Origin of the sequence: Asticcacaulis excentricus, assembly GCF_003966695.1 — a bacterium.
In the GTDB taxonomy this organism is placed as follows: Bacteria; Pseudomonadota; Alphaproteobacteria; order Caulobacterales; family Caulobacteraceae; genus Asticcacaulis; species Asticcacaulis excentricus_A.
Genome location: NZ_AP018827.1, coordinates 1878533 through 1897701, shown reverse-complemented (window position 1 = coordinate 1897701; position 19169 = coordinate 1878533). Strand labels below are relative to the sequence as shown.

Genomic DNA, 19169 nt, shown 5'->3' with positions numbered 1-19169 from the left:
CCCATGCCCCGCGTTCTGGCGGTGTCTAACCAGAAGGGTGGGGTGGGCAAGACGACGACGGCGATCAATCTCGGCACCGCTTTGGCCGCCGTCGGTGAGACCGTACTGATCATCGACATGGACCCTCAGGGTAACGCTTCGACCGGTCTGGGTGTGCCGCGTTCGGCGCGTACCACCACCATCTATGACGTGATCGTCGATCAGCAGCCCATTGGCGAATGCGCGGTCAAGACCTCAGTGCCCGGCCTATACATCATCCCGTCGGACCCCGACCTGTCGGGCGTTGAGATCGAGTTGGGTCAGGCCGACCGCCGTTCCTATCGCCTGCGCGACGCGCTGGAGCATCAGGCGCAGGTCGGCGAACTGGCCTATTCCTACGTGCTGATCGACTGCCCGCCGTCGCTGAACCTGCTGACCATCAATGCCATGAGCGCCGCCGATGCGGTGCTGGTGCCGCTGCAATGCGAGTTCTTTGCACTAGAAGGTCTGTCGCAACTGATGCGCACCATTGATCTGGTCAAGGGCTCACTGAACCCGAAGCTGGAGCTTCAGGGGATTGTGCTGACCATGTTCGACCGCCGCAATGCGCTTTCCGGCCATGTGGCTAAAGACGTGCGTTCGCACTTCGGCGAGAAGGTCTATGAGACGGTCATTCCGCGCAATGTGCGGGTGTCGGAGGCCCCGTCCTTCGGCAAGCCGGCCCTGATCTACGATCTGAAATGCACGGGTTCGCAGGCTTATCTGAAACTGGCCCGCGAAGTTGTTCAACGTGAAAAAGTGCGCCGCGCGGCTGCCTGACCAGGACTGAAGGATACACATGTCTGAGAAACAAAGAGGTCTGGGTCGCGGACTGTCGGCGCTGCTGAGCGACAATCAGGGCCCCGTGCCCATCGCCACCAACGATGGCAAGCCTGCGGCGACGCTGGAAAAACCGATCGAGCTTCTGCAACGCAATCCGGATCAGCCGCGGCGCTTCTTCTCGGAAGCCGAGATAGACGACCTCAGCGCCTCGATCAAGGAGAAGGGCGTGCTGTCGCCCATTCTGGTGCGGCCGTTGCCCAATCAAGCGGGGCAGTTTCAGATCATCGCCGGTGAACGCCGCTGGCGCGCTGCGCAAAAGGCCGGTCTGAAGACTGTGCCGGTGATCGTGCGCGAACTGGACGATCTTGAGGTGCTGGAAATCGGCATCATCGAAAACGTGCAGCGCGAAGACCTCAACCCCATCGAAGAGGCGCGCGCCTATAAGGTGCTGATGGAGCGCTTTGGCCGCACGCAGGATGCGGTGGCGCAGGTGGTGTCAAAGTCACGCAGCCATATCGCCAATATGATGCGCCTGCTGGGCCTGCCAGAGGTCATTCAGGATCACGTTATTCATGGCCGCCTGAGCGCTGGCCACGCCCGCGCCATTGCGACGGCGGCTAACCCCGAAGCACTGGCTGAGGTGATTATTCAGAAAGGTCTGTCTGTACGTCAGGCGGAAATGCTGGCGCGCACGGCGCTGGGTGACGAGACCAAACCGGCGCGTCCCAAGGCGCAACCCAATGCCGATGTGCTGTCGCTGGAGCAGGACCTTCAGGAACTGCTGGGCCTCAACGTCAAGCTGGACGACAAGGGCGGCAAGGGTGAGGTCCGCATCGCCTATGCCAGCCTTGAGCAACTGGATGACGTCTGTCGCCGCCTGATGATAAAGCCTTAACTCTGCGAGAGAGTTATGAAGCCGCCATGGATCGTGTATCCCGGAATACCTTGGGACAGTTTGAGCTGGCAAATTGGTAAGTGGGCGGAGTATCAGCGCGATTTTATCTATTGGTTCAGAGCCCTCCCATCAGAAGCGCAAGCTCTTTATCAAAACCGGTATCCTGAAACCGATTCTTGGGTGGGCTATCTTGAGCTACTTGTAAGGCTTGATAAGAAAACAGCCTTTTTGTCATCAGCGAATGATAACGACTACGATGTCTTTCTGCTTGCGCAGGAGCTGTCAGAGAGTGGTCGGTTCGCAGAAGCATCAGATTTGTTTCTTTGGATGGCCCAAAATAATTACGAGCCTGCGCAAAGTCGTTTAGCCGGTTTGCTGGCTGACTGGATTACGCCTCCGCAGCCCGGAAAAGCGGTTTATTGGATGAAGCGTGCCATCCGCAATGGCAGCGAAACCGAAAGATATAATCTCGCCATCCATCATAGAAATCGTAATAACCGGCAAGGTTATCTATTTTGGCTGGAATGTGCGGCATTGAACGGCGACGAAGAGGCTCTGGAAGAGTGGAATCTTGCCTCGGCAGAAATCACAAACCCAACCGCCTAGCGCGGCCTGCAATGCTCATATAGAGGCGTTCGGCTAGTAGCAAATCCGGCATCCCCGTCGATTTGCATTGCTTGTCGGTCTCGATCAGTTCTTTGGACAGCGGGTCGAGATAAAAATCCGACCAGGCACGGGCCTGACGCAGAAACTCCGCCTCCTGCTTCCAGAAGACACCTGCCGCCCGCGCGGCTTGTTTGGCGTCTATGCCTTTGGCCATCTGGGCCTGAATGAGCCGTAGCTTGACCAGATGGCCGTTGAGGGCGCGCAGGGCCGCAGAGCCGTCTTCGCCTTCGGCAAAGGCCCGGCGCAATCCCGCCTGAGCCGGGGCCATTTTCGCGCCAAAGGCCTGTAGGGCAGCATCGAACAACGAGGCATCCGGCTCGACGCCTAAAAATTCCTGTAGTTCCTTGTCGTCGATGGTGCGGCGCGAACCCGGCCCGATAAACAAGCACAGGCGTTCGATCTCCTGCCGCGCCACGCCGCGCTCCTTGGGCAGGCGTGCGGCGAAGATGTCCATGGCGTCGGGCGTCAGGGCCACCTCGTTCTGTGCCAGAGTCTCACGCGCCATACGCACCACGTCGCCGGTTTCGTCTTCGTAGCAGGCGATGGAGGCGATGGCCTTATCGGCGTCGGCCAGTTTGCGCACGGCGGAGTCGCCCCCCAGACCCCCGGCTTCGATCAGGAAGAAGGCGTCGCGGTTCAGCTCACCGGCCGCATGGGCCTTGAGCGCGGCCGCCACCTGTTTGTCGAGTGCCGCCTTTTCCGAAAAGAATTTGAGCCGCACCAGCCGCCGGCCACCCATCAGCGACTGCGCCTGAAGCTCGTCCTCAAGCCGCGCGGGATCGGCGTCGATATCGGTATCGGTCAGCAGAGAGACGTTGAACGGGTCCTTGGTGTCCGGGACGATTTTCTGGGCTAAGGCCTGCCCACGCTCCAGCACCTGCCCCCGGTCCTTGCCATAGATCAGACAGGCGATCACGTCGCGCGGCGGCGCTTTGAGGAAGCCCTCGATTTCAGGGCGTTTAACCAGCTTCATGGGCTTTAGCTGGCCGGAGCCGCTTTCTTGTCGTGGAAGAACAGCACCAGTTCGCTGCGGATACGCTCGCCTATGGCCGTGGCGGCGCGTTGCTGACCGTCCTTCTGGGCGGCGACGCCGGCATAGGGTGATTGCGCGTTGGCGTCGTAAGTCGTTGTATCAACGAAGGTTCCCGTGGTGAGAACCTTACGCGTTGCGGTTTCGATCAGGCTATATTGCACCGTGGTCGAAATTTCCGAGCGCACGGCGATATCGTTGACGCCGACGCCGATATCGTAACGCTTTTCATCAAGCTTGACGCTCAGGCGATAGCGCTTCTGACCCTCAAGGGTGTTAAAGCCCGACACCAGATTTTGTCGCAGGAAGTAGCCGGTGCGCGAATCCGTGGTGATGACGTCGATATTGGCCAGCTCACCGGGCAGGCCCTTCTGCGCATATACCGGGGTGAACCCGCAGCCAGTCAAAGACAGCGGGGCACTCAGCAGGACGAAGGCCAGAAGGGCTTTGCGGATCATGATCAGCCTACGACAAAGTTGAGGATGCGATTGGGGACGACGATGACCTTACGCACCGTTACGCCTTCAAGATGACGCTTCACGCCTTCGTCGGCAAGCGCCATTTCGCGGATTTCCGCTTCGGAAGCGTTCAGTGGCACCTGAAGCTCACCGCGCTTCTTGCCATTGACCTGAACGGGCAGGGTATAGACGTCGTCAGTGGCCAGAGCCGGGTCGTATTGCGGCCAGGCGGCATCGGCGATCAGGCCGTCGTGTCCCAGACGCGCCCAGCCTTCTTCGGCCAGATGCGGCGTCACCGGCGCGATAAGCCCAGCAAGGATGGTCAGGGCCTCACGACGCGCCGCTGTACCGGTCTTTTGCACGTCGGAGGCGCGCAGGGCGTTGACGAACTCATACAGCTTAGCAATCGCGCCGTTGAAGCGGAAGCCTTCGAAGCCTTCGGTGACGGCCTTGGCGGCCTTGTGCGCCACCTTGCGCAACTCCTGTGCGGCGGCCTCGTCCGTTGCCGGAACCTCGCCATCGGGCAGGCTGTCGAATTCGGTCCAAACGCGCGACGTAAAGCGCCACGAGCCTTCGACGCCCGACGCCGTCCACTGCACATCGCGCTCTGGCGGGGAGTCAGACAGCACGAACAGGCGCGCCGCATCGACGCCATAGGTGTCGAAAATGTCTTCCGGGGCGACGACGTTCTTCTTCGACTTCGACATCTTTTCGACGTCGCCGATTTTCAGCGCTTCGCCGGTGGACAGCTTGATGGCGCTGCGCTTGCTGCCTTCGCTGGTAATTTCAACGTCCGACGGATCGACCCATTCGCCAGAGGCCGTCTTATAGGTTTCGTGCGTCAGCATACCTTGGGTGAACAGGCCGGCGAACGGCTCCTTCACGTCCAGATAGCCGCAGGTGTTCAGCGCGCGCGTGATAAAGCGCGAATAGAGCAGGTGCAGGATGGCGTGCTCGATGCCGCCGATATACTGATCGACGGGCAGCCAGTAGTCGGCATCGGCCTTGCGAATGGCCTCAGACGCATCAGGAGCCGTAAAGCGCACGAAATACCACGACGAATCCACAAAGGTGTCGAGCGTATCGGTTTCGCGGCGCGCCGCCTTGCCGCAGTGCGGGCAGTTGACGTGCTTCCACGTCGGGTGACGGTCCAGCGGGTTGCCCGGCACGTCGAAGGTGACGTCTTCGGGCAGGGTGACCGGCAACTGGTCGTCCGGCACCGGCACAACGCCGCAGTCGTCACAATGGATGACCGGGATGGGGCAGCCCCAGTAGCGCTGACGTGACACGCCCCAATCACGCAGGCGATAGATGATGGCGCCTTCGCCAAGGCCCATGGACTCGATCTTTTCAATCGCCGTTGCCTTGGCGGTTTCGATGTCCAGACCGTCGAGGAACTCGGAATTGAAGATCGTGCCTGGACCGGTATAGGCCTCGGTATCGACCTTGAAGCTGGCCGCATCGGCATCGGCGGGCAGCACCACTTCGCGCACCGGCAAATCGTACTTGCGGGCAAAGTCGAGGTCGCGCTGGTCATGCGCCGGGCAGCCGAAAATTGCCCCAGTGCCGTAGCCCATCAGCACGAAGTTGGCGATCCACACGTCGAGAGTCTCACCCGGCTTGAACGGATGCACGACCTTCAGGCCGGTGTTGAAACCGAGCTTTTCGCCGGTGTCGATCTCTTCCTGTGTGGTGCCGCCCTTCTTGACCTGATCGAGGAAGGCTTCCAACTCCGCGGTCACAGGCAGAGCCTTGACCAGCGGGTGATCGGCGGCCACGGCAACGAAGCCCGCGCCGAAGAGGGTGTCCGGACGGGTGGTATAGACTTCCAGCGGTTCGTGCGCGACATCGCCCGCGAAGTTGAATTTGAACTTCAGACCCTTGGAGCGGCCGATCCAGTTGGCCTGCATCAGACGTACCTTGTCCGGCCAGCGGTCGAGCGTCGAAAGCCCTTCGACCAGATCATCGGCGTACTGGGTGATCTTGAGGAACCACTGGGTCAGATTGCGCTTTTCGACCACGGCGCCTGACCGCCAGCCCTTTCCGTCGATCACCTGCTCGTTGGCCAGAACCGTATTGTCCACCGGGTCCCAGTTGACCTGAGACTCCTTGCGATAGACGAGGCCGTGCTTCAAAAGGTCGAGGAACCACTTCTGCTGCTTGCCGTAATAGCTGGGGTCGCAGGTGGCGAATTCGCGCGTCCAGTCGATCGACAGGCCCAGACGCTGAAGCTGCGCCTTCATGCTGGCGATATTGTCGTAGGTCCAGCCCTTGGGGTGGATACCGCGTTCCATAGCGGCGTTTTCTGCCGGCATACCGAAGGCGTCCCAGCCCATCGGGTGCAGCACGTTGAAACCGCGCGCCCGCTTGAACCGGGCCACCAGATCGCCCATGGCGTAGTTGCGCACATGGCCCATATGGATGCGACCCGACGGGTAGGGGAACATCTCAAGGACGTAGTATTTCGGCTTGTCGCCGGCCTGATCCTTCGACTTGGTCAGGAAGGTCTGGGCGGCGTCCCAGCGGGCGCGTTGTTTCGGTTCGGACTCTTTGGGATTGTAGCGGGACATCAACGGACCTTTTAGCGCAAACGGCGCGAAAAACAGGCGTTCGGCATAAACAAAAAGAGCGTCCGGGTCAAAGCCCGAACGCCCTTAATTTCGCCCTTAGCGAAGGGGCTTATTTCACGTTCGACAGACGCAGTTGACGCGCGCGCGTCAGGATGGCGTTTTCAATGTCGATCTGGGTCTGGGCCGAGACGCTGGCGTCCACCCACTGACCGCCCGTATTGACCTGCTTGTACAGCGACACGTTCAGGGCGTCAGCGCGCAGGCGGGTATCGAGGATATAGACCGTGGCCTTGAAACGTTCATCCGGCTTTTCCGGGTTGGCGTACCAGTCGGTGACGATGATGCCGCCCCACGGATCGGCCGAAGCCAGAGGCATGAAGGAGATGGTGTCGAGCGACGCACGCCACAGATAGGCATTGACGCCAATCGTTGCATTGGCCTGTTCACTGGTCGGCTTAGACCCACCCAGACCCAGGAAGCCGCGCTTTTCGGCCTTGGCGTCGATGGTGGTCTCTTCTTTTTTGCCGAAGCTCAGGCAGCCCGTCAGGCTCAGAGACAGGGCTGCGGCCAGCGTAATCAGAGCCGCCTTCTTGATCGTCTTCATAGTGTGTCGTCCACTCCGCATTCTGTCCTGAAGCGCCACCCCCGGATTAAGGGCAATGGGCGTCTGGCCTGTTAACCGCTCTATAGCATGAGCAAACGGGGGTATGACAAGCCTTTCCTTGTCCCCCGGCCCCAGCCGTCTCTGGGCCGTCAGACCCATTAAGGGGCGTTTACGGCCAAAATCGGGGGCAAGCTGGCACCCAATCGCGGCAGTTGTGCGGCAAAGGCGCGTTACGCTGGAAATCTGCGAGCGGTAAGGGCGTGTCTATTTGATCACATCTTTTGAGCGAATCTGACGGCTTCGCCAAATAACACCGATCACTATTGATTTCGTGCGTGCAGGCTTTTAAGCGATTTATAACACATCCATGCCCTAATCAGGGTACAGGATAGGGACGGGCAGGCGATTGCGGGTATGTCAGGCGGTTACATAAATCCGTCACACATCCCATATATGGCGTGCCCATCCAAGGTTTGAACGTGACTGGCCTGTGGGCTGATCATCGGAAGTGATAGAGTTATGAAGCGGGTTATGGCAGCAGGGGTATCGGTTATGGCCGTAGCGCTTATCGCGTCTGCGCCGGCCTATGCGCTCAATAACCAGACTGCCAAGGCCAAGACCAGCGAAGCCACCGCGCCGCTGAGCCTCAGCACAATTTCTACCGAGACTAATGCCGCTACGCGCCAGCAGTCGAAAATCTATCAGTGGTCGGTGAAGGGCCGCTGGGGGTTGAAACTCGACCTCAATCAGGACGAGGCCCGCCCGTCTGGCTGGAACGACGTGGACGCCGGTGCCTTCTATAAGATCTCGCCCTCGGTGCGTGTGGGTGGTACGGTCGGTTTCGGCGAAAAGACCAAGTCGCTGCAACCGCGTGATCCGGCGGCCGACAAGGATCAGCCGCGCGTGCGTCTGGAAACAACCTTTAAATTCTAGGCTGTGTTTCGACGCTGGAGTCGTTTGTTTGACCCCAAAACCAGACTCACATTTTTACAGACCGATCGCATAGCTTCCCAACTCCGGTAGAACCGGTTTGAAGGGCGCCTGTCTTAAGATTTAAATTGAGCGAGCGCCCAATTCGGGCGACCTTAGAGTATCCGTTTTGATCAAGCGGATTTTGGTGTCCATTTTCGCTTATTCCGCAGGAGTGCGTTAGCGAGGATGATGAGCTTTCGCATGACGGCAGTGATGGCGACTTTTGGTGGTTTTCCTGCGGCTTTGAGTTGGTGGTATTTGGCCTTGAGATTGGGGTTGAAACGGCAGGCGACGAGAGCAGGCATGTAGAGGGCTTGCCGGACGATGGCCCTGCCGCCGGCGATGAAAGCGCGTCCGTTCCATCGTCCGGACTGGCGGGTCATGGGGGCCAGTCCGGAGAGTGCGGCGGCAGCCTTCTCATCGAGTTGACCGAGTTCCGGCATCTCGATAAGGAGCGTAAAGGCCGTGATCTGCGACACGCCAGGTATCGAGACGAGGATGTCGAACCTGGCGCTCAGGGAGGCATCTGCGCCGATCATTGTCATGATGGCGTGGTCCACGGCCTTGAGCTGGCGCTCGACCTGAGCGAGCCTGTCGGCATTGTGTCTCTTCAAGAGCGGGCTTGTAAGGTTATTGGCCCTGTTTTTTGTGGCGGTCCTGTCCTTGATCAGGGCCAGCCGTGCGGCGTGTAACTCTTTCAGATCATTGTGGATTTGAGGGTTGGCTTTCAGAGTGCGTGGTTCAAGCAACTGGCCGTAACGGGCCAGCAATTCAGCGTCGATCCGGTCTGTCTTGGCCAGCCTGCCTGTGGCTTCACAGAAGCGACGGGCAAGGCGCGGATTGACTTTGGAGAGCGGCAATCCTTGCGCCATCATGAACTGCTCGAAGGCCTTGTGGTAGGGGCCTGTCGGTTCATAGACAATCCGCGCCACGCCCTTTTCGGTGATCCACCTGACAATGGTGGCAAATCCCTTGCGGTCATTACTGACCCTCAGGGTTTGACCGTCTGGCAGACTGTGCAGGTCGATATGGTCTTTCGAGATGTCTGCACCGATGGTAATATCGTTCATCTTTTCTGATCTCCTATGCTTGTCATCCGAGCCAAAAGCTCCGGTATCCGTTCAGGACGATTGGAAAAGATGGGGGCGATCAAACTCTAAACCGGTCCGGCATTCCTAAGAAGGCTGACCTGCGGAATCACGATCCGTCCCCCATCGCCGGAGACGGATGGCCGTCCTCTCCGGCGCTTCTTTATCGCACCAAGAAGCACAGAAATCATAAGACAAGCGGAATGACTTTAGGTGGAAACGCCATTTCGCCCTACATTTTTGTTTTATCGCGATGTTTTTGCGGAAAACCGCTCACACTTTTGGCTTCGCCGAACTCCGTTTCCGCACATCGCTCTAGTGGTTTTCCGCCTTATCAGACGCACGGCGGAAGGGCCCTCGGTAATCCGGAGTTTTGCGTCGGCGGCGGTCGGGGCCGGTGTAGCTGGCGGATTTGACCCAGGCGCGTTCGTTGTCAATCACGCTTTTCATGCGGTCGATCAGGGCGCGCGCCGTCAGCGGTTTGGCCACGAACTCATTGACCCCGGCATCGCGTGCCGCCAACACGTGTGAGCGGTCGGTGTGGCCGGTCATCATGATAATAGGCACGTAGGGGTGAGGGCTGTCGGAACCAGTACGGATCAGGCGCGTCATTTCGATGCCATCCAGCGTTTCCATGACCAGATCGGTGATAATGACATCAGGGCGCCAGTCACGCACGATTTCCAGTGCTTCGGCACCATCGGACGCTTCGCGGATATGGGTTATCCCCATGGCGCGCAACATGGTGCAGACAATAACCCGCATATAGTGGTTATCATCGACGACCAGCGCCAGAACACGCGAAAAGCTACTCACTCAGTCCTCACAGCCCAAAAGGAGACCGGTTGTGACGCCAGATTCCTCACCCATTACGAAAAGAGTAAGCTTAGCGATAGGTTAATAGACGCTTTCAATTGACGCTACCGCCAAAAAAAATTCACGCCCTCCCCAAGACAGGGGTTTTGACGTCCGGGCGGAACCGGCCCATACTCAGGCCCAAATATATGGGGGTCCCCGATGATCGACTGGCGTAACCGTACCGTCCTCAGCGCCGCCGCTGCGGTCCTGATTTCCGGGTTTTGCGTAGGGTTTCTGACGGCCAAGGCGACCGAGGGCGGCTTCCGCAAGGCGTCCCCGCAAGGTCAGATTCCCATTACCGAAACCATGGGCAAGCTGTTCGGCAAGGTGCGTGACAAGAATGCGCCGCGCTCAGGCGGTATGAAACCCGCCGGTTTTGCCGTCTGGAAACAGAGGCTGGATACGTCGGGGGCGTCACCGCAGGCCTGTATCGAATTCTCCAAACCGCTCGATGCCTCCAAATCCTATGGCGACTATGTGCTGGTGTCGCCGGAACTGCCGTCGGCTCCGGCGGTGACGGTAAAGGGGTCCGAACTGTGCGTTGGTGGCTTCGGCTTTACGGATCGCCGCGTGACCCTGCTGAAAGGCCTGCCGTCAGCGGGTAAGGATACGCTGAAACAGAATGCCGATGTCGATTTCGCCTTCGGGGAAAAGCCGCCCTATGTCGGTTTCGCCGGCAATGGGGTCATCCTGCCGCGTGAGGAATCTGATGGGGTGGCGGTCGAAAGCCTGAACGTCTCGACCCTGGCCTTTGAGGTCTGGCGCGTCGGTGACCGCAATCTGGTGCGCAAGACGATCAGTGCGCCGGATGCTACAGCCGAAGGCGATTACGACTATGAATGGGGTGAGGACAGCCCCAAGGGCGAAGGCTATAAGATCTGGTCCGGCAAGGTGGCGGTGAAGGGCGGCGCGGGTGAGCGCGTTACTACCGTCTTCCCGCTGGGGGCCGTGTTGAAAGACCTCAAGGCCGGGGCCTATGTGGTGAAGGTGCGCGACGCTTCGGGTGGCCGTGACAAGAAGGAAGGCGATCAGCCGGCGCAGGCTCGCCGCTGGATACTGTTCACCGATATGGCGCTGACCACCTATACCGGCACGACCGGGGTGGATGTGGTGGTGCGTTCGCTGAAAACCGCCCGCCCAGTGGGCTCGGTGCGCCTGGCGCTGGTGGCGCAAAACGGCGAAGAACTGGCCTCTGCCAATTCCACCGCCGATGGCCGCGTGCATTTCGACAAGGCCCTTTTGAAAGGCGAAGACGCCCTGTCGCCCAAGATGATCATGGCCTATGGCCCGGCGGAAGACTTCACCGCCATGGACATCCACGCTTCGCCGATGGACTTCTCGTCGCAGGGCGTGGGCGGACGTTCCGATGAAAAGCTGACCGGTGATAGTGGGATTGGGGGCCGCACGGCCAATGCGCTGGTGGACGGCTATCTCTATACGGATCGCGGCATCTATCGCCCCGGTGAGACGGTGCGTCTGGTGGCGCTGGTGCGTGATCCGGACGGTAAGGCCATCAAAGACCGCAAGGGCGCGCTGGTCGTCTATCGCCCGTCGGGCGTCGAAGCCTTCCGCTATCCGTTCGCCCAGACGCCGCAGGGCTTTGCCTATGCCAATATCGCCCTGCCGAAGTCGGCCCCGCGCGGCCAATGGCGCGCCAAACTGCTGATCGAAGGCATTGATGAGGAACAGGGCAGCGCCGGGTTCGCCGTCGAAGACTTTGCGCCGCAACGCCTTGGCGTCGATATGAAGGCCGATGTCGAGCGGCCGCTGACGGCTGTTAATGAGACGCGCGCGGTACAGGTGGCCGCGCGCTTCCTCTATGGCGCGTCGGGGTCCGGCCTGACGGTTTCGGGGTCGGCGCGCGTGCGCGTTGATCGCAACCCCTTCCCCAAATACAAGGACTATCGCTTCGGCAATGAGCAAACGCCCTTTGATGAGCAATATGCCGACCTGCCGCAAACGGCGACCGATGCCGAGGGCAAGGCGGTGCTGCCGTTTGCCTCTGCTTACGACACCGATCAACCTCTAACCGCTTTGGTCACCGCCTCGGTGTTTGAGCCCGGTGGCCGTCCGGTCCGCGAGGTGGAGACACTGCGCATCCGCACCAAGCCCGTCTATGTCGGGGTCAAGCTCGACACCAAAGACTCTAAGGGTGGCGAAAACCCGGTGACGGCTTTCAGCCTGATTGCCCTCAATGCGCAGGGGGCCCCGGTGACGGCGCGCGGCGTCAAGATCAAGCTGATTTCGGAAAACTGGAACTACGACTGGTATCAGCAGGACGGGCGCTGGCAATGGCGGCGGACCTCCAAGGATGTGGTCATCTCAGACAAGGATTATGAGATCGGGGCCGCATCACCGCTGAATTTCGAGAATCGTCTGGGTTGGGGCGATTACCGTCTGGAGATCACGCAGCCTTCGACAGGAGCAAAGACGGTGATCCGCTTCGCCGCGGGTTGGGGTGCGCCGTCCGACGGCACCGAAGCGCCGGATTTTGTGCGCCTGACGGCCGGATCGCAGACCTATGCACAGGGCGATACGATCTCGCTGACGCTGAAATCGCCATATAAGGGCGAGGCGCAGATCGCGGTGGCCAATGACCGCCTGATCGACCTGAAAACCGTCAGTGTCGGCGATAATGGCACCACGGTGCGCCTCAAGACCGATGCGCGCTGGGGCGGCGGGGCCTATGTGATGGTTAGCGTGGTGCAACCGCGCGACCCGGTCGATGCCTCCAAGCCGCGCCGGGCGATGGGCCTGATCTACGTGCCGCTTGACCCCAAGAACCGCAAGCTGAACGTCACGCTCGACCTTAAAGACAAGGTGTTCCGTCCCGACTTCTCGAAATCGGGTCAGGCGATTATCGACGTACCGGTGAAGGTCGAAGGCGCCGGCCTCGGTAAGACGGCGCGCGTGTCGCTGGCCGTCGTCGATCAGGGCATTATCAACCTGACCAAGTTCAAGACGCCCGATCCTGCCGGTTTCTATTTCGGCAAGCGGGCGCTGGGGCTGGAATATCGTGACGACTATGGCCGTCTGCTCGATCCCAATATGGGCGCGGCGGCCGACGTATTCGGCGGGGATCAGATCGGTGGCGATGGCCTGACCACCACGCCGATTAAGACGGTCGCCCTATGGTCGGGGGTCGTCAATACGGGCCTTGATGGCAAGGCGCATATCAAACTGCCGGTTGGCAAATTCAATGGCGAGTTGAAGATAATGGCTGTGGCCTGGACCGACGATGCCGTTGGTTCGGCCGAAGACAAGCTCACTGTGCGTCAGCCGGTGGTGGCCGAACTGGCCCTGCCGCGCTTCCTCGCGCCGGGCGATAAGGCCTATGCCACGCTGGAACTGAACAATGTTGAGGGCAAGCCGGGCTTGTATGAGAGCCTCGTGAAGGGCTTCAACGGTATCGTTACGGCCTTCAAAAAGGCCTTCAATATCGGTCAGGGTCAGCGCGTGCAGGAGGGTATCCTCATTCAGGCCCCGTCCACGGTCGGTGTGTCGAGGATCAATCTGGCCCTCTCGGGTCAGGGCTATGGCTTCGATGAGGATTATCAGATTCAGACCCGCATGGGCTGGGGCGCGCAGACGCGCACGGTCATCGATCAGCAGGCACCGGGGGCGGTCTTCACCCTGCCGCCGGACCTGCTCAATGGCTTGCAGCCGGGGTCGGCGACGGTTCAGGTGTCCTATTCGCCCTTCCGGGGTATTGATCCGGGCCCGCTGGCGGCGGCGCTCAACCGCTATCCCTATGGCTGTACCGAACAGATCGTCTCGGCGGCCTATCCGTGGCTCTATGTCAGCGGCGCGGATGCGGCGCGGGCCCAGACCATCCTCAAGGGCGCGGTCAACCGCCTGCTGGATCGTCAGTCGGCGGACGGGGCCTTTGGCCTGTGGCGTGCCGGTGACGGGGAAGCCGAAGGCTGGATCGGGGCCTATGCCACCGACTTCCTGATTGAGGCGCGCAAACGCGGCGTCTATGTACCGCAGGAGGTCATCGACAAGGCGATGAACGCCATGCGCGACCTGTCGAAACCGGAAGGCTTCACCTCGGTGTCCTACCGTCTCAAGATCGAGGAAGGTCCGTGGTGGAACGCCATGGCTGCCAAGTCTGTTTCGGAAGAGATGCGTTCACGCGCCTCGGCCTACGCCCTCTATGTGATGGCCAAGGCGGGTTCAGGCGATCTGGCGCGTCTGCGCTGGTATCACGATGTGCAGTTCAAGGCCGAGCGGTCACCCGTGTCGAAGGCGCAGGTCGGTGCGGCTCTGGCCCTTATGGGCGACAAGGCGCGGGCCAGATCGGCCTTCCGTCAGGCGGCGCAGGGCATGGGTTATAAGGCCACCTATGACTGGTATCAGTCGCCGCTGCGTGACGTGGCTGCGGTCATCGCTCTGGCCTATGAGGCCGGGGAGTTGGATACGGCGAAAGCCCTCATCCCGCTGCTGGAACGCCATGTCAAAGGCCCGGACGAGATGAACACGCAAGAACAGGCACAGGTGCTGAAAGCGGCCTCCCTGATGCTGGCTCAGGCTGGGCCACTCAGCATCAAGGGCGAAAATGTCAAGGCGCTGGATGGTAGGTCGAGCCTGCAACGCTTCCAGATCGCTGCGGTTAGGGACGCGAAGTTCACCAATCAGGGTAAGGGCGCGGTGTGGCGCACAATCACCGTTACCGGTGTGCCTGTGGCTCCGCCCCCGGCAGAGGCTAAGGGTTATACGATCGACAAGGCCTATTATACGCTTCAGGGCCAGCGTATCGACCCGTCGCAGATCGTGCAGGGGCAAAAGGTGCTGGTGGTCATCAGTGGACGGACGAACTATGCCGAAACCCGTCCGATCGTGGTCGATGACGCGCTCCCTGCGGGCTTTGAAATTGAAATGACCCTGTCGCGCGATGACGCCCAGAACGGACCCTTCCGCTTTGTGGGCGACCTCAGCCAGCCGGATGTGCAGGAAGCCCGCGATGACCGTTATGTGGCGGCGCTGGATGTCTCGGCCAACAGCGGCTTTGCCATGGCCTATGTGGCACGCGCCGTGACGCCGGGTGACTACTACCTGCCGGGTGTTGAGGTGAAGGACCTCTATCGCCACGATCTCTATGCACGCACTGCGGGCGGACGTCTGACGGTGACGCCACGATAAGCAAGAAGCCCCTCCCCTGATTTCAGGGGAGGGGCTTTGTAGGTAATCCATGCGCTTTAATCGTGACGCTCTGATCCCTCGTCTGATCAAACCCCTGATCGGCTTTGTTGCCTTTCAGGTGGCCGTTTGCGTGGCTGATCTGACCCTGCCGCCTGATCTGACTCGCGCCAAGGCCGCCTCGGCGGTGGCGCTTGATCACAATGGGGCGTGGCTGCGGGCGCTGCCCGTCGAAGGCGGGACGTGGCGTATCCGTGCCGACCTCGACCGCACCGATCCCGGCTTTATCAAACACCTGCTCAAGGTCGAGGATGAACGTTTCTGGTGGCATCAGGGGGTCGATGCCGTGGCCATTGTGCGCGCCTTCGGCTCCAACCTGTCGGCGGGCGGCATCGTCTCCGGCGGCTCTACCCTGTCCATGCAGACGGCGCGATTGCTGGAACCCAAACCGCGCAACTACCTGTCGAAGCTGATCGAGGTCTTCCGGGCGTGGCAACTGGAGGCGCGCTTTTCCAAGCGCGATATCCTGTCGCTCTATCTGACACTGGCCCCCTATGGCGGCAATCTGGAAGGGGTGCGCGCGGCCTCGCTGTCCTATTTCGGGCATGAACCTGAAAGCTTGACGCTCGGTGAACAGGCGCTGCTGATCGCCTTGCCACAAGCACCGGAAGCGCGCCGCCCGGATCGCCATCCGGAACGCGCCTTGCGGGCGCGCAACCTTGTGCTGGAGCGCATGGCGGCCAAGGGCGTGCTCAGTGCCGCTCAGGTGGCCGAAGCCAAAACAGAACCTATGATCGTTAAACGTTTTGCCTTCCCGGCGCTGGGCTGGCACGCGGCGGGACGGCTGGCGTCTGAGGCCAAAGGCCTTCAGGCGACGGTGGTGACGACGCTTGATGCGCCGTTACAGGCGCGACTGGAAGCCTTGGCGCGACAGACAGCGGTGGCGCAGGGGCCGAACTCTTCGACGGCCATCCTCGTCATCGAAATCCGTTCACGGGCCGTGCGGGCGAGTGTCGGTTCGGCGGGCCTTGACCGCACGGGCGGCTGGATCGACATGGTGCAGGCCATACGCTCGCCCGGTTCTACGCTCAAACCTTTCATTTACGGGTTCGGCTTCGAAGAGGGGATCGTCGCCCCCGATACGCGCCTGATGGATGCCCCGACGCGATTTGGTGACTATCAGCCGGAAAATTTCGACAAGGTGTTTCACGGCGAGGTGTCGGCCAAGGAAGCCCTGACACACTCGCTTAATGTGCCCGCCGTGGCGGTGCTCAATCGCATCGGGGCCGGGGCCTTTGAATCGCGTCTGCAAGGGGTGGGGGTACACCTGATCCGCCCCAAGACCGGCCTGCGCGATGCGGGCTTGGCGCTGGCACTGGGCGGTGCCGGGATTGAATTGCAGGACCTGGGGGCGCTCTATGCGGCTCTGGGGGATAAGGGCCTGATGAAGCCGCTGGCCTGGACGGAAGCCGACGCCAAGGCCAATCTCAGCCGTCCCGGTCAGCGACTCATGGCCGCCGATGCGGCGTCGCGCGTCATCAGCATCCTGCGCGAAACCCCGCCGCCGGCTGGACGCCTGCCCGCGCATCTGATGAAGACGGCCAGTCGCCCGGCCTACAAGACCGGCACCTCCTACGGGTTTCGTGACGCGCTGGCGGTCGGGGTGGCGGGCGGTTATGCCGTATTGGTGTGGACCGGCCGCCCCGATGGCGGTTCGCGCGCCGATCAGACGGGGCGTGAGGCTTCGGCCCCCCTGCTGTTCGACGTCTTCGATCAGATCAACGCCCCGTCGCAGGCCCCGCAAAGCCTGACCCCGGCCGCCGCCCCCGAAGCCTTGAAGGCGCTCAAACCCGCTGTGCGCGGGCCATCCATCCTCTTCCCGCCGGATCAGGCCACCGTCTATGTCGAGGGGCAGGTGACGGGGGGCAAGCTGAGCGCCACGCGCGGGCTGAAACCCTCGGCGCGGGGCAAGGGGCCGCTGAGCTGGTACGTTAATGGCCAGCCGATTGTGGCCGATACGGAAGGCCGCGTCGAATGGCGGCCTGAGGCCGAAGGCTTTTACGAGGTCAGCGTCGTCGATGCTGACGGCGTCACCAGCCGCTCGCGCGTGCGGGTCAAGGCGATTGCGCAGCCGAAACCTTAGAGCGAGATGATTTTAAATGGAAGCATCATCCCGCTCTAAATTTTTGTTTTGTCGCGATATTTTGTCGAAAACCGCTCACACTTTTCGACATATCGCTCTAGTTCGCGCCCTTCGGCTTCCTCAGCACAAAAAGGTCCGGGCGAACGGCGGCATTGCGGTCAAAGGTGACGAGCTTGACGCGCGTGCCCTTGCCCTGCTGATCCGTCACCGTCCATTCCCCCAGTTGCAGGGCATTGCCGCGCTCGATGAAGGTCATCAGGATCGAGCCTTCGACATCGCGGCGGCGGTCGCGCGCCTTAAGGCGGAAACCATCCGTGGTCGGCGTGACCTCGGTGACGATGACGCCCTGATCAAGGCGAATTTGTTTCGACAGGAACAGCGACAGCGGTGTGGCGTTGAGCGGATATTGGTTAAAGGCCTTCAGGCGCGGGTCCCAGGTATTGACCGTCTTGCCGTCCGATACGACCAGCAGCGAATAGGGGGCATCGTACTCAAAACGGATCTTGCCGGGGCGTTGCAGCCACCAGTTACCGGCGGTGGTGCGCCCCTTGTAATCGGTCTGTTCAAAGCGGCCGCCGCCTGTGCCTAAGGATTGCAGATAGGCGACAGCACGGTCGATGCGCGCCTGATCCTGCGCGCTGAACTTCGGCGGGGTCACGAATTGCTGGATCGTGTTGCGCCCCTGCGCCCACACAGGTGCGGTGGTCAGCAGGCTGGCGGCGGTGAGGCCCGTGAGCAGGGCGCGTTTGGTAAGCTCGGTCATGATCTCTCTCATACGGTGATACGATCCGTTGAGAAAGACCCTAACCGGCTATGATGACGGGTTGAGGGCGTCAAAATGACGTAAGGACCGGACAAGATGGCCGTAAACTAAACCGCGGGTGAACAGGGCTTAAAACTTTGCCACACATTCAATCTCGACCATTGCATCGAGCGCCAGTTGCCTGACGCCAAAGGCCGAGCAGACGGGCAGGGGCTTGTCACCAAAACAGGCCGCGAACAGCGTGTTGAAGCGCTCAATCTGCCTCATGTCGGTGAGCATGACTCGTACCGAGATCAGGGCGTCCAGCCCCAGATCAAAGCGGGCCAGCGACGCCGTCACATTGGTCATCATCTGCGCCACTTCGGCGTCGAAACCCTGGACGAGCTTGCCATCGTCGTCATCGCCGATATGGCCGGACAGGTAGAGGGTGTCGCCAATACGCACGGCCTCGGAAAAGGCCGCGTCGAACGGGTAGGCATAGAAGGCGGGTTCGGTGCTCATAAATCATCTATGCGGCTTCGGCGCGGTGCCTGTCCAGTCTGTCCAAAAACAAAAAAAGCCGGAGCGCAGGGCCCCGGCTTTTCCAATGGTATTGCACAGAAAGCGATTAGAGCATTCGACGGCTAAGTTGAGCCGCCGAATGGCTCTAATTATTTCTAACGCCTCATGTTTTTTCCGAAAAGCGGTGTCCACTTTTCGGCATGAGGCTCTAGCCTTCCGAAGCTTCCTCGGCGGGGGCTTCTTCAGCGGCCGGAGCGGCAGCCGCGGCTTCGGCTTCCGCCTTGGCAGCGGCTTCGGCGTCCAGACGGTCCTGCTCGCGCTGAGCGCGCTCGGCGGCGCGTTCCTGAGCCTTCTTGCCCGGCGTACCCTTTTGCGGGTTGTTGCCGTGTTCCCACTTCACGAGGCCTTCCTTCGACAGGAAGCGCGCGACGCGGTCGGTCGGCTGAGCGCCCTTCTTGAGCCAGTCGGCGATGACTTCGGTCTTCAGGGTGACGCGGTTGGCATCGTCCTTCGACAGCATCGGGTTATACGAACCGACCTTGGCGATGAACTTACCGTCGCGCGGGGCGGCGGCGTCAGCGATGACGATGTGGTAGTACGGGCGCTTCTTGGAGCCACCGCGGGCCAGACGAATTTTCAGCATGATAAGATCCTTTGATAGGCTGAGTTTCGAGTGAGGGG

General features: G+C 60.8%; 15 protein-coding genes. 6 read left to right on the top strand and 9 right to left on the bottom strand.

Going from position 1 to position 19169, the window contains the following annotated elements:
• Positions 1-3: 3 nt before the first annotated feature.
• The 3 genes from EM6_RS08850 to EM6_RS08840 are packed head-to-tail and all read left to right on the top strand — an operon-like array spanning position 4 to position 2302.
• Positions 4-798 carry a ParA family protein gene (locus EM6_RS08850; RefSeq protein ID WP_126422986.1) on the top strand — a complete coding sequence of 265 codons (795 nt, stop codon included), beginning with the start codon at positions 4-6 and terminating at the stop codon, positions 796-798.
• A 19-nt stretch (positions 799-817) separates the two neighbouring features.
• Positions 818-1696 (top strand): ParB/RepB/Spo0J family partition protein, encoded by an 879-nt coding sequence (locus tag EM6_RS08845; RefSeq protein ID WP_126422020.1) that lies wholly within the window; start codon positions 818-820, stop codon positions 1694-1696.
• A 15-nt stretch (positions 1697-1711) separates the two neighbouring features.
• Positions 1712-2302, top strand: coding sequence for a sel1 repeat family protein (locus tag EM6_RS08840; protein ID WP_126422018.1), 591 nt, complete (start codon positions 1712-1714; stop codon positions 2300-2302).
• On the opposite strand, the gene holA is transcribed toward EM6_RS08840, so the two are convergent.
• The 4 genes from holA to EM6_RS08820 all read right to left on the bottom strand — a co-directional run bounded on the left by holA (position 2283) and on the right by EM6_RS08820 (position 7024).
• Positions 2283-3335 (bottom strand): DNA polymerase III subunit delta, encoded by a 1053-nt coding sequence (holA, locus tag EM6_RS08835; protein ID WP_126422016.1) that lies wholly within the window; start codon positions 3333-3335, stop codon positions 2283-2285. The genes EM6_RS08840 and holA overlap by 20 nt on opposite strands.
• A gap of 5 nt (positions 3336-3340) precedes the next feature.
• Positions 3341-3850, bottom strand: a complete 510-nt coding sequence (locus EM6_RS08830) for a hypothetical protein (RefSeq protein WP_126422014.1) — start codon at positions 3848-3850, stop codon at positions 3341-3343.
• 2 nt (positions 3851-3852) lie between these two features.
• The gene (leuS, locus tag EM6_RS08825; protein WP_126422012.1) at positions 3853-6420 is read right to left on the bottom strand and encodes a leucine--tRNA ligase; all 2568 of its coding nucleotides are present in this window, start codon (positions 6418-6420) and stop codon (positions 3853-3855) included.
• A 109-nt stretch (positions 6421-6529) separates the two neighbouring features.
• Positions 6530-7024, bottom strand: coding sequence for a DUF3576 domain-containing protein (locus EM6_RS08820; RefSeq protein WP_126422010.1), 495 nt, complete (start codon positions 7022-7024; stop codon positions 6530-6532).
• A gap of 552 nt (positions 7025-7576) precedes the next feature.
• Between EM6_RS08820 and EM6_RS08815 the strand changes: the two genes are divergently transcribed.
• The gene (locus EM6_RS08815) at positions 7577-7957 is read left to right on the top strand and encodes an NtrZ family periplasmic regulatory protein (protein ID WP_126422008.1); all 381 of its coding nucleotides are present in this window, start codon (positions 7577-7579) and stop codon (positions 7955-7957) included.
• Between the two features lie 170 nt (positions 7958-8127).
• Here the strand turns inward: EM6_RS08815 and EM6_RS08810 are convergent, their stop codons facing one another.
• Together EM6_RS08810 and EM6_RS08805 are read right to left on the bottom strand one after the other, a co-directional pair.
• Positions 8128-9066: an IS110 family transposase gene (locus EM6_RS08810; RefSeq protein WP_126422006.1), complete on the bottom strand. Its 939-nt coding sequence runs from the start codon at positions 9064-9066 to the stop codon at positions 8128-8130.
• Positions 9067-9399: 333 nt separating this feature from the next.
• Positions 9400-9900 (bottom strand): response regulator, encoded by a 501-nt coding sequence (locus EM6_RS08805; RefSeq protein WP_126422004.1) that lies wholly within the window; start codon positions 9898-9900, stop codon positions 9400-9402.
• A 201-nt stretch (positions 9901-10101) separates the two neighbouring features.
• Between EM6_RS08805 and EM6_RS08800 the strand changes: the two genes are divergently transcribed.
• Complete coding sequence (locus tag EM6_RS08800; RefSeq protein ID WP_126422002.1) at positions 10102-15084, top strand: alpha-2-macroglobulin family protein; 4983 nt, start codon at positions 10102-10104, stop codon at positions 15082-15084.
• A 49-nt stretch (positions 15085-15133) separates the two neighbouring features.
• Complete coding sequence (gene pbpC / locus EM6_RS08795; RefSeq protein ID WP_126422000.1) at positions 15134-17224, top strand: penicillin-binding protein 1C; 2091 nt, start codon at positions 15134-15136, stop codon at positions 17222-17224.
• Positions 17225-17321: 97 nt separating this feature from the next.
• Here pbpC and EM6_RS08790 read toward each other — a convergent pair whose 3' ends face one another.
• From EM6_RS08790 to rpsP, 3 genes are all read right to left on the bottom strand, one after another.
• Positions 17322-17987, bottom strand: a complete 666-nt coding sequence (locus tag EM6_RS08790) for a LolA family protein (protein ID WP_126421998.1) — start codon at positions 17985-17987, stop codon at positions 17322-17324.
• Between the two features lie 129 nt (positions 17988-18116).
• A complete protein-coding gene (locus EM6_RS08785) occupies positions 18117-18488 on the bottom strand; it encodes a RidA family protein (RefSeq protein ID WP_126421996.1) in 372 nt (123 codons plus the stop codon).
• Positions 18489-18696: 208 nt separating this feature from the next.
• Positions 18697-19131, bottom strand: coding sequence for a 30S ribosomal protein S16 (gene rpsP, locus EM6_RS08780; protein ID WP_013477733.1), 435 nt, complete (start codon positions 19129-19131; stop codon positions 18697-18699).
• Positions 19132-19169 lie beyond the last annotated feature (38 nt).